The organism is Bacillus sp. T3, from assembly GCF_033449965.1.
GTDB lineage: Bacteria > Bacillota > Bacilli > Bacillales > Cytobacillaceae > Bacillus_BU.
The window spans coordinates 4,585,670-4,600,623 of sequence record NZ_CP137761.1 but is presented as its reverse complement, the minus strand read 5'-3'; the positions used below and the strand labels follow the sequence as shown (position 1 = coordinate 4,600,623).

Here is a 14,954-nt window from a genome sequence, read left to right as displayed (position 1 = left end):
CGCCGGGCTGTTACAAAATTTTATTATTCCGCAGTAGCTCAGTGGTAGAGCAATCGGCTGTTAACCGATCGGTCGTAGGTTCGAGTCCTACCTGCGGAGCCAAATTTCATATCGACATTAAGTCATATGGGCTTGGTATTATGCTTCCATAGCTCAGCAGGTAGAGCACTTCCATGGTAAGGAAGAGGTCACCGGTTCGAGCCCGGTTGGAAGCTCTCTAAAAATTTAACAATGGCCCCTTGGTCAAGCGGTTAAGACACCGCCCTTTCACGGCGGTAACACGGGTTCGAATCCCGTAGGGGTCACCATAGTGGAGGATTAGCTCAGCTGGGAGAGCATCTGCCTTACAAGCAGAGGGTCGGCGGTTCGAGCCCGTCATCCTCCACCATTTATGCCGGTTTAGCTCAATTGGTAGAGCAACTGACTTGTAATCAGTAGGTTGGGGGTTCAAGTCCTCTAGCCGGCACCATTTTTTTCGGAGGGGTAGCGAAGTGGCTAAACGCGGCGGACTGTAAATCCGCTCCCTTGTGGTTCGGCGGTTCGAACCCGTCCCCCTCCACCACTTTAATAATTTTTCAACCAAATGGACAAGATAATTAGTGTCCTTTTTCTTTTGATTATTAATTTGATAGGCATTTATTGTACATATTATTAATGGGCTATAGCCAAGCGGTAAGGCAACGGACTTTGACTCCGTCATTCGTAGGTTCGATCCCTGCTAGCCCAGCCATTTTAGTTCGAGCCATTAGCTCAGTTGGTAGAGCATCTGACTTTTAATCAGAGGGTCGAAGGTTCGAGTCCTTCATGGCTCATAAAAGTTACTCTTTTATGAAGAAGTTCAGTGGTAGAATACCACCTTTTCAAGGGTCGCGGGTTCCAATCCCGTCTTCAACTTATATATGGGGTCTTAGCTCAGCTGGGAGAGCGCCTGCCTTGCACGCAGGAGGTCAGGGGTTCGATCCCCCTAGACTCCACCATATCACTACATACTAAATCTAAACCTTAATCCAATCGGATTAAGGTTTTTTTATGCATTTTTATGAATAGCCTACTAAGTAAAATGTTGATTTTTATAGGAAAAACTTGTGTTTGACAAAGTTTTTTGTCTTAAACGAACTTTGATAATTTAGTATATATATTCATGTTGATGTCGAGTTGAGTCAGACAAATGTGAGAGGTTACAATAGAAAGGTACACTAAATTCTGAACAGTTAAAATATAAAGAATGCTGGGGGAAGAGTGATGAAAAAGATATCGATTATAGGAATGCCGATGGACCTGGGGCAATTACGGAGAGGCGTGGATATGGGTCCAAGTGCAATGAGATATGCAGGTATGATAGAGAGATTAAAAAAATTAAAATATCAAGTAGATGATTTGGGGGATATTCCTATCGGGAGGCCAGAAATGGTCATATGCAAGGACACCCATTTGCGGAATTTAGAGCTTGTAGCGGAGAAAAGCGAGCTGCTTGCAAAAAAGGTAGATGAAGTCGTAGAATCTGGTGCATTTCCGCTTGTCCTCGGAGGTGACCATAGTATTGCGATAGGTACTCTTGCTGGGGTAGCTAAACACTACCATAATCTAGGTGTCATTTGGTATGATGCCCATGGCGATTTAAATACAGCTGAGACCTCACCCTCTGGGAATATACATGGTATGCCGCTGGCAGTAAGTTTAGGCTGGGGTCATTCCTTGCTCACTGAGATTGAAGGCTACACTCCAAAAATAAAGCCGGAAAATGTGGTCATTGTTGGTGCACGTGCATTGGATGATGGTGAAAAAGCATTGATTCGTGAAAAGGGAATGAAAGTATTTACGATGCATGAGATTGATCGATTAGGAATGACGAAGGTAATGGAGGAAACCATCTCCTATCTTAAAGACCGAACAGATGGGGTTCATCTTTCTTTAGATTTAGACGGACTGGATCCAAATGATGCTCCTGGAGTGGGAACACCAGTGATTGGTGGCATTAGTTACCGTGAAAGTAATCTTGCTATGGAAATGCTTGCTGAAGCAGATTTCATTACTTCGGCTGAATTTGTTGAGGTGAACCCGATTTTAGATGAAAGAAATAAAACAGCTACTGTTGCTGTTGCGTTAATGGGATCTCTATTTGGAGAGAAATTATTATAATAACGGACAAATTATCGCCTTAAACAATATTCTTGTACTAAAGCTGCCAAATAAAAGGGCAGCTTTTTGAATGTTAGTGGGAATAATTGTATTTATTAAATCTTCTTCTAAACTTATGTGAAGGAATTTGCTAAGATAGAAGAAGTAAAAATGAGAAAAAGTGAAACCTTTCCCGGTATACATTCGTAATATCGTATAGCCGCATGGAGCGGAGGTAAATGAATGGAAGAAATAGTAAAGAAAAGGATAAAACAAGTATTAAAAGGCGACCAAAATGCGTTTGAAGAGATTGTTGAGATATACAAAGACAAGGTGTTCCAATTGTGCTATCGGATGCTGGGAAATAGGCATGAGGCTGAGGATGCAGCTCAGGAGGCGTTCATACGATCCTATTTAAATCTGCATAGCTTCAATCTTAAAATGAAGTTTTCGACCTGGCTATACAGAATTGCCACGAACCTTTGCATTGATCGCTTAAGAAAAAAGAAGCCAGATTATTATTTGGATGCCGAAATTGCAGGAACTGAAGGTTTAAATTTGTATTCACAGCTACCTGGCAGACACCATTATGCCAGAAAAAGAACTGGAATCAATGGAAGTGAAGGAACAAATTGAACACGAAATTTCTAAATTACCCGAAAAATATCGGGCTGTTATCATATTGAAATACATCGAGGAGCTCTCCTTGAATGAGATAAGTGAGATATTAGAAATGCCGCTTGGGACGGTAAAAACGAGAATTCACCGTGGGCGCGAGGCTTTGCGGAACCAGTTACGTTATGTTTATTGAGAGGGTGATAATGTTGAAATGTTCAGAGGAATTTATCCAATTTATGCATGAGTATTTAGATGAAGAAATCTCACCCAGAAATGAGGGCGTTTTACGTGAACATCTAACTTCTTGTAGGAATTGCGATGCTTATTTTCAGCAATTAAAACATACTGTAGCACTTATCCAAAATACTTCTCAAATGAAAGCACCAGAAAATTTTACAGCTAACGTGATGGCTCAGTTGCCCAAACTTGAAACAAAGAAGGGCTTTAAAAGATGGGTAAAATATCATCCGTTTCTAACCGCAGCATCTTTGTTTGTTGTGTTAATGACAGGAAGTTTATTTTCCACCTGGCAAAATGATCAGGAATTTTCTGTTACAAATCAATCTAATTTAGTCGTTCAAAATAACAATGTGATTGTACCAAAGGGAGAAGTAGTAAAGGGCGATGTGATTGTAAGGAATGGTGAATTAAGAATTGAAGGCGAAGTGCAGGGGGATGTCACCGTCATCAATGGTGATCATTATGTTGCCTCAGCAGGACACGTTACTGGTGAGATTGAAGAGGTAAACAAGGTATTTGATTGGCTCTGGTACGAAATGAAAGATACTGCGAAAAAAATCACAACTGTTTTTAGTAGTGACGAACAGTAAAAGCAGTTACTCATAATGAGTAGCTGCTTTTCTTAGGAAGTACAATAATTAATAAAAGGAAGTGTAAATGTACAGTCGTTTCTTTACCGTGGCTTTAGCTATAGAGAGACTCATGGTATAATATAAAAGTTACATAAGTTTTCTTTTTTAAAGGGGCATAAGGGAGATTGTACAAAAAAGTTATGCTATACGAGGTTGTTTTTTTCTTTTCACTAAACCGTTGGGGGAAATACCATGTCGATTGCAAATTTTAATTTATGGGGTTCTCTAGCTGATATCGTAGACATTCTCCTTGTTTGGTACGTCATATACAAGATCATCAATTTGATTAAAGGGACGAAAGCAGTTCAATTGTTAAAAGGGATTTTTGTGATATTGCTAGTAAAAATTATAAGTGATTATCTTGGCTTCAACACGTTGAGCTGGATCATGGGTAATGTAATCACTTGGGGATTTTTAGCTATCATTATCATCTTTCAGCCTGAGCTTCGACGTGCACTTGAACAATTGGGAAGAGGAAAGTTCTTTTCAAGAAGTGGGACTCAAGAGGAAGATGAATCAGAAAAATTTATTGAGGCAATTGTAAAGGCAACGGATTATATGGCGAAACGCCGGATTGGAGCACTTATCTCTATCGAAAGAGAAACGGGGATGAGTGATTACATTGAAACCGGAATTGCCTTAGATTCAAAGATATCATCAGAGTTACTTATTAATATTTTTATACCTAATACTCCGTTGCATGATGGGGCTGTCATTATCCAAAAGAATCTAGTTGCAGCTGCAGCCTGTTATTTACCGCTATCTGAAAGTCCGTTTATTTCGAAAGAGTTGGGGACTAGACATCGTGCAGCACTAGGTATAAGTGAAGTAACAGACAGTATTACAGTCATAGTATCTGAAGAAACAGGAAATATATCGTTAACAAAAAATGGAGAACTACATCGCGGATTAACACTAGATGCATTTAAGAGTTTGTTGGAGAATGAATTGGTCACAAGAAATAAAGTAAAGCCAACTTCCTCCGCTCGTTGGAATTGGAGGGGAAAAAGAAATGGATAAATTTATGGATAATCCATGGTTTTTAAAGGGTGTGGCGCTCATTCTAGCCATTCTCCTCTTTTCAACTGTTTCAAATAGTGATGGAAACCAGTCAAAGGAGGAATATGTTCCTGCCAATCAACAAGTGGAAACAATCAAGAACATACCAGTGAATTCCTATTTTGATACAGAAAACTTTGTAGTGTCTGGAGTACCTGAATCAGTTGATGTAACGATTGAGGGGCCAAAAAGTATCGTCCAATCAACTGTTTCATTAAAAAACTTTGAAGTGTATATGGATTTGACTGATGCTAAAATCGGTACTCAAACCGTAAAAATTGAGGTTAAAGACATATCGGATAAATTAAAAGTGACGATTAAACCATCGACTGCCAAAGTGACAGTCCAAGAGAAAATAACGAAAGAATTCAAAGTTGATGCAGAATTTAATCAGAACCTGCTTGAAGATGGTTATATCAGTGGCGACCCTGTTGTGGAACCAAAAAAGGTCAAAATTACTGGAGCAAAAAGTGAGATTGAGAAAATAAGCTTTGTAAAAGCTACAGTGGATGTGGAAGGTCCAATCGAGGAAACATTTACGAAAAATGCCAAGGTGGTGGCATTTGATCAGCAAATGAATAAATTGGATGTAACAATTGCTCCTGAAACTGTGAAAGTGACCATTCCGATTAAAAACACAAGTAAAACTGTTCCAATTAATGTAGTACAAAAAGGAACTGCACAAGCTGGAATTGTAATAGATAGTATTAGTTTGGATACGAAAGAGGCAAAAATTAACGGAAAAGAAGATGTTGTGAAAGCTACAGAAAGTGTACGAGTTGAGGTGGATATCTCCAATATTACGGAAGAAACTGAATTAACGCTTCCTGTCATCATTCCGGATGGGATTACGAGTGTCACGCCGGAATGTGGTAAAGGCAACGGTTAAGGTTAGTAAGCAGGAACAGAAAACCATATCGAATGTCTCGATAAAAACAGAAGGATTAGCTGACCTATATGATCTCGTTTTTAAGAATCCATCTAATGGAAAGATTTCTATATCTGTCCAAGGTACAGCTGAAGAAATAAGTCCATTAACCGCAGCTGATTTTAATCTTTCTGTGAACCTGACCGATTTAAATGAAGGGGACCATGAGGTGCAAATTATTTCCAGTGGGCCCAGTAATGTCAAGATGAAGTTGGAGCAGGATCGAGTATTAGTTTCGATCACAAAAAAAGACGAAGTATAACAAAAGGAATTAGATGAAGGAGCGATTTTTATAATGGGAAAATATTTCGGTACCGATGGTGTTCGCGGAGTTGCAAACAGCGAATTGACACCGGAATTAGCGTTTAAATTAGGGCGATTTGGAGGATATGTCTTAACAAAGGATAAAGACCGTCCAAAGGTATTAATAGGTAGAGATACACGTATTTCTGGTCATATGTTAGAAGGTGCACTTGTAGCGGGGTTACTATCGATTGGTGCGGAAGTTATGCGATTAGGTGTCATCTCCACCCCTGGGGTATCCTATTTAACAAAGGCATTAGGAGCACAAGCAGGGGTCATGATCTCAGCCTCTCATAACCCTGTGGCTGATAATGGAATTAAATTTTTTGGACCTGATGGTTTTAAGCTCTCAGATGACCAAGAAGCTGAAATCGAACAACTATTAGATTTGGAAGAAGACCAATTACCTAGACCTGGTAGGTGCAAATCTTGGACAAGTTAATGACTACTTTGAAGGTGGTCAAAAATATCTTCAATACTTGAAGCAAACGGTGGATGAAGATTTTTCAGGTATACATGTTGCTCTAGATTGTGCACATGGTGCTACATCATCATTGGCTACCTATTTATTTGCTGATTTAGATGCAAATATCTCGACGATGGGAGCATCACCAAATGGATTAAATATCAATGACGGTGTAGGTTCAACCCATCCAGAAGCGTTAGCACAATTTTTGAAGGAAAAGGGTGCTGATATTGGCCTTGCTTTTGATGGAGATGGGGATCGTTTAATTGCGATTGATGAAAACGGCCAAATCGTTGACGGCGATCAAATTATGTATATTTGTGGAAAATACCTAAAAGAGCAAGGGCGCCTAAAGCATGGAACGGTCGTTTCTACTGTGATGAGTAATTTAGGTTATTATAAAGCTTTAGAAGCTCAAGGCATTCAAAGTGTTCAAACAGCTGTAGGAGATCGTTATGTAGTAGAGGAAATGAAGAAAAGCGGATATAACCTCGGTGGAGAACAGTCAGGTCACATTATTTTTCTTGATTACAATACTACTGGTGATGGACTACTTACAGGCTTGCAGCTTGTAAACATCATGAAGGTAACGGAAAAGCCGCTTTCAGAACTTGCGGCGGAAATGAAAAAATTCCCACAAGTATTAGTCAATATTAGAGTATCAGATAAATATCATGTAACGGAAAATGAAAAGGTTAAGCAGGTCATTGAAGCTGTTGAGGCTGAAATGAATGGAAACGGGCGAGTGCTTGTTCGACCTTCTGGAACAGAGCCATTAGTTCGGGTAATGGTGGAAGCTCCAACGGCAGAGAGCTGCCAGGCTTATGTTAACAGCATAGCAGAAGTAGTACAGGCAGAAATGGGCTTAAAAGAGGAATAGGATTTGATATGCATAAGAGCACCTTTCGTGTCTCTTATGCATATTTTTTATTATAGACTAATAATTAAAAGCTCTAGATGTTGGATATACTTGCCGATATTTGTGCTTGTTCAACAATTGACTAATAGGGGAAACTGTTATATGATTAACCTGATTTTTTGCTTTAAAAAATATTAGGAAAAGGAGGGGCGTTTTGAGTATATTTTTAAGCGCCTGAACTAGCCTAGGCTTGGTTAGTTGACGAGGAGGAGGTTTATCGAAGTTTCGGCGGATGCCTCCCGGTTGCTGACGCACAACCGAAAATTCTCTTCTCTAAAACATTGGGGTAACCGAATGGACAAAAGGAAGGAAAATGCGCAGGAATGGTTGGAATACTCCGACCTAATAAAATAAATCACAGAGATAAGGGGGCAAGCTTGCCCCCTTGGCAGCTTGCCCCCTTGTTACCAAGGAGGAACTATTCAAATGTGCGGTATTGTTGGATATATTGGAATTCAAGATTCAAAAGAAATCCTATTAAAGGGCTTAGAAAAGCTAGAGTATCGAGGGTATGATTCAGCTGGTATTGCTGTTATAAATGATGACGGTGTCCATGTTTTCAAGGAAAAAGGACGTATTGCTGATCTTCGTGATGTAGTAGATTTAAAAGTTTCAGCTAATACAGGAATTGGTCACACACGCTGGGCAACACATGGAGCTCCAAGCCAGGTAAATGCCCATCCTCATCAAAGCACAACCGAGCGCTTCACTCTAGTTCATAATGGGGTTATTGAAAACTATGACATCTTAAAGCGCGAGTATTTGCAAGATGTTACTTTAAAAAGTGATACCGATACAGAAGTTATTGTGCAACTGATTGAACTGTTTGTTCGTGAAGGGTTATCGGTTGAGGATGCGTTCCGCAAAACGTTAACACTTTTAAAGGGATCTTATGCACTTGCACTTTTAGACAAACAAAATAAAGAAACGATTTTTGTTGCCAAAAATAAGAGTCCATTATTAGTCGGGCTTGGTGAAGATTTCAATGTCGTAGCGAGCGATGCGATGGCAATGCTCCAAGTAACAAATCAGTATGTTGAGCTAATGGATAAAGAAATGGTAATCGTGACAAAAGATAATGTAACGATTAAAAACTTGAACGGTGAAGTGATGAGCCGTAATCCATATACTGCTGAGCTTGATGCTAGTGACATTGAGAAGGGTACTTATCCTCACTATATGCTAAAAGAAATTGATGAACAGCCGACTGTAATGCGCAAAATCATCCAAACCTATCAAAACGATCAGGGCGAATTAATAATCGATAAGGAAATCGTTGATGCGGTTACTGAATCTGATCGAATTTATATCATTGCAGCGGGTACATCCTATAATGCTGGCTTAGTTGGCAAACAATTAATCGAAAAGTTAGCGAAAATACCTGTTGAGGTTCATATTGCTAGTGAATTTGGCTATAACATCCCGCTTCTTTCTGAAAAGCCGTTGTTTATTTTCATTTCCCAAAGTGGAGAAACAGCAGATAGTCGTGCAGTACTAGTTCAAATTAAGGAATTAGGACACAAAGCATTGACGGTTACGAACGTACCTGGATCTACTCTATCAAGGGAAGCAGACTACACTTTGCTCCTTCATGCTGGTCCTGAAATTGCAGTTGCATCTACAAAAGCTTACACTGCGCAAATTGCTGTTTTAGCGATTCTTTCAGAGGTAGTTGGACGTAATCGTGGTTATGAAACTGACTTTAATTTAGTAAAAGAGCTTGGAATTATTGCCAATGTCATGGAAGGGCTAGTGGACTCAAAAGATGTATTTGAAGCAATGGCTTGGGAATACATGACAACCACTCGTAATGCATTCTTCATCGGTCGTGGCGCCGATTACTATGTCTGCCTAGAAGGCTCTTTAAAGCTAAAGGAAATTTCTTATATTCAAGCTGAAGGCTTTGCTGGCGGTGAATTAAAACACGGTACGATTGCATTGATTGAAGAAGGCACACCTGTAATAGCATTAGTAACACAAGAACTTGTTAGCTTAAATATTCGTGGTAATGTGAAAGAGGTTGCTGCACGTGGCGCCCATACTTGCATTATTTCGATGAAGGGCTTAGAAGCGGAAGGCGACCGTTTCGTACTTCCAGAAGTAAATGAATTATTAACACCTCTTGTCTCTGTAGTACCTTTACAATTGCTTGCTTATTATGCAGCCCTACACCGCGATTGTGACGTCGATAAGCCAAGAAACTTGGCAAAGAGCGTAACAGTTGAGTAAGGGTTACTGAAGGGTTTATTTATAGAAAACTAACAAAAACAGTTTGCTGATGATTCCATCACAAACTGTTTTTTTGTTTTCTAACGATGGAATTTCATTTCTTTGTAACAAAAAGAGGCTAGCAGCCATAGCCCTGGTGCTCGCCTCTTTTTTACCACAATGGGACCGTGAGATGAATGGGAATTCTTGTTGCTTACGATAAAGTTGCCATTCTTAGTTTAGAGCTTAATTGATATGTTAGCTTATTCATGAAGAATGAAACTTTAATTAACCAAATATAAAAATTGGATAATAAGCTGAAAAGAATATCCATTGTTATCCCTCCGCATTGAAGTCTAGTGTTACTAACATAACACTAGGATTAGTATAAATCCGTAAAGGATAATTATTCTTCACCATTCTTGATCGATCAATTCAGTTTCTTAATTAAGCCCTGATAAACACAAGTCTTGAATCTCAACAAACCATCATAGTTTGTTTTTTAAGAGGAACAATAGAAGTAGGTGTTTAGTGTTAAAGGAGGATGGTTATGGATCAAGAAATGCATTATGGAAGTGATTATAAATTCATACCGGCCACTTCGATTGCGAATGGGGTTGGGGTTGAAGTAGTACGAGATATCTTTTGTTATACGATTCAAATTGTCAATATTATTTTTGTCGGAAATCCAGACAGTGACCATTTTGTTTTAGTGGATGCAGGAATGCCTAATTCTGCGGAAGAAATCATTTCAGTTACAGAGGAACGATTTGGTGTAGGGTGCCGTCCAAAGGCCATTATTTTAACTCACGGGCATTTTGATCATGTCGGAGCGATTATTGAGTTAATAAAGCATTGGAACGTGCCGGTATATGCCCATGAACTAGAGCTTCCTTACTTAACAGGGAAAAAAAGGTACCCAGAGGCTGATAATTCCGTTGAAGGTGGTTTGGTGGCAAAGTTGTCGCCCTTTTTCCCGAATGAGCCAATTGATCTTGGCGATCATGTTCAAATCCTCCCTCAAGATGGAAGTGTTCCATATATGCCTGAGTTTCGTTGGATTCATTCACCAGGACATACACCTGGCCATATTTCATTATTTAGAGAGCGAGATCGAGCCTTAATTGTTGGAGATGCCTTTGTTACGGTAAAGCAGGAATACCTTTATAAGGTTTATACACAAGAACAAGAAATAAGCGGTCCGCCTAGATATTTTACACCGGATTGGAGTTCTGCAAGGGATTCAGTTGTTAAACTTGCTGCTTTGAAGCCAGAGGTTGCGGTAACGGGACATGGGGTGTATATGGCTGGGGAGTTATTAACGAGCGGCCTAGAACAGTTGGTTCGTGATTTTGATTATATTGCGTTACCTGGAGCATGGGAAATACGTTGATGGTAGATTTCATTAAATTGATTAACTAATATTTCACTGAAATCAATTGAAAGAACTGAAGAATAGTTAGGCGCAAGCCTAATAATTCTTCGGTTTTTTTCTTTAGTGGGTACGGATCTATCGCGCGCAACACCGCGAAAACACTCAGTTTATGTCGAAATCTTTAATGTTGGCAACAATGACAATGACAAAATGCCATTTTGAATAGATGGATATAAGGATGTAAACGCTTTAGTATAAGGGTAGAAAGATAATATATAATCTTTGAAGGGGGATTTACACAAAATGAACCAAACGGGTCAAAATAAATCAGATGTAAAAGTAAAAATCCAAAAGTTTGGTAGTTATTTAAGTGGCATGGTTATGCCAAACATTGGTGCAATTATTGCATGGGGACTTATTACTGCATTTTTCATTCCAACAGGCTGGTGGCCAAATGAAGATCTTGCTAAGCTAGTTGGCCCAATGATTACTTATTTATTGCCATTATTAATCGGTTATACCGGCGGTAAGATGATTCATGACGTCCGTGGAGGAGTTGTGGGTGCGACTGCAACAATGGGTGTTATCGTTGGATCAGAAATTCCAATGTTCTTGGGTGCCATGATTATGGGGCCACTCGGTGGATATCTAATCAAGAAGTTTGACCAAGCGATTCACGGAAAAGTTAAATCAGGCTTCGAAATGCTCGTTAATAACTTCTCAGCAGGTATTATTGGTGGTGCTTTAACACTAATTGCTTATAAAGGAATTGGACCGGTTGTACAAGGGTTAAGTAAAATATTAGCTTCTGGGGTTGAAGCGATTGTTGATGCCAACCTTTTACCGTTAGCAAATATTATTATTGAACCTGCAAAAATTTTATTCCTTAACAATGCAATCAACCACGGGATTTTAAGCCCAATCGGAATAGATCAAGCTGCAAGTGCTGGAAAATCAATTATGTTCTTGTTAGAAACAAACCCAGGACCAGGATTTGGTATTCTACTTGCTTTCATGTTATTTGGTAAAGGAACAGCAAAACAAACAGCTCCAGGTGCAGCGATTATCCACTTCTTAGGTGGGATTCACGAAATTTACTTCCCATATATCCTTATGAAGCCTATGTTATTGCTTGCAGCGATTGCAGGTGGTGTAAGTGGAGTATTCACATTCAACATTTTCGGTGCAGGTTTAGTAGCAGCGCCATCACCAGGTAGTATTTTCGCATTACTGGCTATGACTCCAAAAGGTAATTATGTTGGTGTCATTGCAGGTGTATTAGTGGCAACAGCCGTTTCATTTGCAGTAGCAGCATTAATTTTAAAAACAAGTAAAGAAACAGAAGAAGATTTGTCAGAAGCAACAGCTAAAATGGAAGAAATGAAAGGAAAGAAAAGCTCCGTTTCTTCAGTATTAACTAATGATACAGTAACAGCAATCTCTGCAGATAAAGTAAACAAAATTGTGTTTGCTTGTGATGCCGGAATGGGTTCAAGTGCTATGGGTGCTTCGATCTTACGCAATAAAGTGAAAAAAGCAGAGCTTGACATCGAAGTCATTAATACTGCTATCAATAACTTACCTGGCAGATGCTGATGTTGTTGTAACGCACAAGGATTTAACGGATCGAGCAAAGGCAAAACTTCCTAATGCAGTCCATATTTCAGTTGAAAACTTCTTAAATAGTCCTAAATACGATGAATTAATTAATAGTTTAAAATAATAATGTGCAAACAAGGGCCTAGCAGGAAATAGATGCTAGGCTCTTTTTTCTTATAGCGAGTGATTGAAGGATAAAATTTAATTTTGGCAACAACTTCTTTGACTAATTCCAATTTTGAACTTGTTGTTTCTAAGGTTTATTCCATTTAAGATAAAGATATAAGTATGAAACTTAAATTTTGGCAACATCATAATAGGTAGAGAAAAGAATTCGAAATACTTCTTTCACGGAGTGAGCGCGATGTATATTTCCGCAAGAGAAAGACAAATTCTCGAAATTTTACTTTCGGAAACAAATGAACTGACGGTTAAGGATCTCGCTGATCAAATTGGCGTGAGCGGCCGTACAATCCATCGAGATTTAAAAAATGTAGAGGATATTTTATTAGAATACGATCTTTCGCTACAAAAGAAATCCGGTGTAGGCGTTCAAATTGTGGGTGAAAAGAATAGGATCCGTGAACTTGAATTATTTCTGTTTAATTTAAATCATACAGAGTTCACACCGGACGAACGGCAAACCATTATTTTGTGTGCTTTGCTTGAATCAAACGGTCCAGTTAAATTGGTGGCACTTGCCAACGACTTAAATGTGACGATTGCAACGGTCAGTAGTGACTTAACGAGATTAGAGGAACGATTGAGGACCTTTGATTTAGCGCTCATTCGCAGAAGAGGTTATGGCGTTGAAATAGAAGGAACTGAGAGCTCAAAACGAAGAGCGATGCGGAATATTATTTCTGAACATCTCGACGAATCAGAAATACTTTCACTTGCGAGAGAGAATATTCAAAAAAAGTCGACTCAGCAAATTAATACGATATCAGAACGATTACTCGGTTTGGTCGAAAAGAACAAGCTAATGATTGTTGAAAAAGTATTTGAATCAATCAGTGAAGAGTTACCTTATACGATGGCGGATAGTGCTTATATAGGATTGATTGTGCATTTGGCACTGGCAGTCGAGCGGATCCAAAAAGGTGAAGGCATTTCGATTGATGCAACCTATCTTGAAAACCAAAAACCGACAAAAGAATATAAATTTGCCGAAAAATTAGTTAATGAGCTAGAAAAGGTGTTTCGGATTAACATTCCTGAAGCGGAGATTGGTTATATTACGATGCATTTAAAGGGTGCAAAAATGCGCCATGATAAAGAATATGTGATTGAGGATTCCAGTTTACAAGTAGCGATGAAAACCAATCAGTTAATAAAAAATGTCGGCAGTCGTTTAGGGAGAGATCTAACCCATAATGTTTCGCTTTTTGAAGGCTTGGCCATGCATTTAAAACCGGCGCTTTTCCGCCTAAAGCAAAATATGGGTATCAGCAATCCGTTGCTGGACAGAATTAAGCGAGATTATCCTGAGCTGTTTGCGATTGTTAAAGCGGCAGTGGATGAGGTTTTTCATGAATTTAATGTCCCCGAAGAGGAAACCGGTTACCTCGCCATGCATTTCGGTTCAGCTGTCCTCGTAAACAGAGAGATAAGGAACTTAAAAACGTTAGTCATCTGTTCGAGTGGAATTGGAACTTCAAAGATGCTTGTCACCCGATTGCAAAAGGAATTTCCAGAATTACAGGAAATTCGCAGTGCCTCTGCATTAGAGCTTAACAAGTTGAGCAGTATGGATTATCAAGTGATTATCTCGACGATTCCACTTCCGGATTTTCAGCATGATTATATTTTAGTCAGTCCAATCTTAACAAAGGATGAAATGGTGAAGGTGAAAGCTTATATCCATGAACGTTCTCATATGGAGAGAACGGAGAAGAAGCTAGATTCATCTTTACCAATAAAACGCAGTAAGAAAAATGTTAAAACATTTATAAAAGAAATGATGATCATTGAAGAATATGCTCGAACCATATCCGTAATCTTGCAAAGCTTTGAATTGAAGGAAGTATTCGACCCGCAAACAATCGAAGAAATCTTGCAGGCAGCATGTAAAGAATTACAGGAGAGGGGGAGCATTAAAGATAGCACCAAGGTGGTTGACGCGATTCGCGAACGAGAAAAGCTCGGTGGTTTGGGAATTCCCGATACGAAACTGGCTCTTTATCATACAAGATCAGAATTTGTAGTAGCTCCATCTTTTTTGATCTATTCCCTCAAGCATCCGCTTGTTATAAAGGGAATGGATGATGATCCAATGGAGATGAAGCAGCTCTTGTTACTTCTCACTCCATTAGAATCATCAGAATGGACCTTAGAGCTTTTAAGTTATTTAAGTTCATTACTGATTGAAAGCGCTGAAAGCATTGCGATTTTTGAAAGCAAACAGCAAGCTACGATTTCAGATTTATTAACAGCCAGATTTGATCAATTTTTTACGGAAAAATTACAACATTTAAGGAGCGTATAAT

At 39.1% G+C, this 14,954-nt stretch carries 7 protein-coding genes, 10 tRNA genes and 4 pseudogenes; all 21 read left to right on the top strand.

Annotated features, from left to right (window positions below):
• Positions 1–27 precede the first annotated feature (27 nt).
• The 21 genes and pseudogenes from RGF10_RS23610 to RGF10_RS23510 all read left to right on the top strand — a co-directional run bounded on the left by RGF10_RS23610 (position 28) and on the right by RGF10_RS23510 (position 14,953).
• Positions 28–102, top strand: a tRNA-Asn gene (locus RGF10_RS23610).
• Between the two features lie 40 nt (positions 103–142).
• Positions 143–215: transfer RNA gene (locus tag RGF10_RS23605), tRNA-Thr, on the top strand.
• Between the two features lie 18 nt (positions 216–233).
• Positions 234–308: transfer RNA gene (locus RGF10_RS23600), tRNA-Glu, on the top strand.
• Positions 309–312: 4 nt separating this feature from the next.
• Positions 313–388, top strand: a tRNA-Val gene (locus tag RGF10_RS23595).
• Positions 389–393: 5 nt separating this feature from the next.
• Positions 394–469 (top strand) — tRNA-Thr (locus RGF10_RS23590).
• Positions 470–477: 8 nt separating this feature from the next.
• Positions 478–562: transfer RNA gene (locus tag RGF10_RS23585), tRNA-Tyr, on the top strand.
• A 93-nt stretch (positions 563–655) separates the two neighbouring features.
• Positions 656–730: transfer RNA gene (locus RGF10_RS23580), tRNA-Gln, on the top strand.
• A 9-nt stretch (positions 731–739) separates the two neighbouring features.
• A tRNA-Lys gene (locus RGF10_RS23575) sits at positions 740–812 on the top strand.
• Positions 813–827: 15 nt separating this feature from the next.
• Positions 828–891, top strand: a tRNA-Glu gene (locus RGF10_RS23570).
• 10 nt (positions 892–901) lie between these two features.
• Positions 902–977: transfer RNA gene (locus RGF10_RS23565), tRNA-Ala, on the top strand.
• A 265-nt stretch (positions 978–1,242) separates the two neighbouring features.
• On the top strand, positions 1,243–2,139 hold the full coding sequence (rocF, locus tag RGF10_RS23560) for an arginase (RefSeq protein WP_318506215.1): 897 nt from the start codon (positions 1,243–1,245) through the stop codon (positions 2,137–2,139).
• 222 nt (positions 2,140–2,361) lie between these two features.
• Positions 2,362–2,929, top strand: a pseudogene (sigW, locus tag RGF10_RS23555) (RNA polymerase sigma factor SigW).
• A gap of 13 nt (positions 2,930–2,942) precedes the next feature.
• Positions 2,943–3,566, top strand: coding sequence for a zf-HC2 domain-containing protein (locus RGF10_RS23550; RefSeq protein ID WP_412176764.1), 624 nt, complete (start codon positions 2,943–2,945; stop codon positions 3,564–3,566).
• A 234-nt stretch (positions 3,567–3,800) separates the two neighbouring features.
• On the top strand, positions 3,801–4,628 hold the full coding sequence (gene cdaA, locus RGF10_RS23545; protein ID WP_318506210.1) for a diadenylate cyclase CdaA: 828 nt from the start codon (positions 3,801–3,803) through the stop codon (positions 4,626–4,628).
• Positions 4,621–5,556, top strand: coding sequence for a CdaR family protein (locus RGF10_RS23540; RefSeq protein WP_318506208.1), 936 nt, complete (start codon positions 4,621–4,623; stop codon positions 5,554–5,556). The genes cdaA and RGF10_RS23540 overlap by 8 nt, the downstream gene beginning before the upstream one ends.
• Positions 5,522–5,857 carry a YbbR-like domain-containing protein gene (locus tag RGF10_RS23535; RefSeq protein ID WP_318506206.1) on the top strand — a complete coding sequence of 112 codons (336 nt, stop codon included), beginning with the start codon at positions 5,522–5,524 and terminating at the stop codon, positions 5,855–5,857. Before RGF10_RS23540 ends, RGF10_RS23535 begins: the two co-directional genes overlap by 35 nt.
• Before the next feature lie 33 nt (positions 5,858–5,890).
• Positions 5,891–7,244 (top strand): annotated as a pseudogene (gene glmM, locus RGF10_RS23530) (phosphoglucosamine mutase).
• 465 nt (positions 7,245–7,709) lie between these two features.
• A complete protein-coding gene (gene glmS, locus RGF10_RS23525) occupies positions 7,710–9,512 on the top strand; it encodes a glutamine--fructose-6-phosphate transaminase (isomerizing) (RefSeq protein ID WP_318506204.1) in 1,803 nt (600 codons plus the stop codon).
• 529 nt (positions 9,513–10,041) lie between these two features.
• Positions 10,042–10,900, top strand: a pseudogene (locus RGF10_RS23520) (MBL fold metallo-hydrolase).
• 269 nt (positions 10,901–11,169) lie between these two features.
• A pseudogene (locus RGF10_RS23515) lies at positions 11,170–12,589 on the top strand (PTS mannitol transporter subunit IICB).
• A gap of 240 nt (positions 12,590–12,829) precedes the next feature.
• Complete coding sequence (locus RGF10_RS23510) at positions 12,830–14,953, top strand: BglG family transcription antiterminator (protein ID WP_318506202.1); 2,124 nt, start codon at positions 12,830–12,832, stop codon at positions 14,951–14,953.
• Position 14,954 lies beyond the last annotated feature (1 nt).

What these genes read in the sequence shown, in the direction of transcription:
- rocF (WP_318506215.1), top strand. Translation starts at nt 1,243, where the DNA reads ATGAAAAAGATATCGATTATAGGAATGCCGATGGACCTGGGGCAATTA.
- cdaA (WP_318506210.1), top strand. Translation starts at nt 3,801, where the DNA reads ATGTCGATTGCAAATTTTAATTTATGGGGTTCTCTAGCTGATATCGTA.
- RGF10_RS23540 (WP_318506208.1), top strand. Translation starts at nt 4,621, where the DNA reads ATGGATAAATTTATGGATAATCCATGGTTTTTAAAGGGTGTGGCGCTC.
- glmS (WP_318506204.1), top strand. Translation starts at nt 7,710, where the DNA reads ATGTGCGGTATTGTTGGATATATTGGAATTCAAGATTCAAAAGAAATC.
- RGF10_RS23510 (WP_318506202.1), top strand. Translation starts at nt 12,830, where the DNA reads ATGTATATTTCCGCAAGAGAAAGACAAATTCTCGAAATTTTACTTTCG.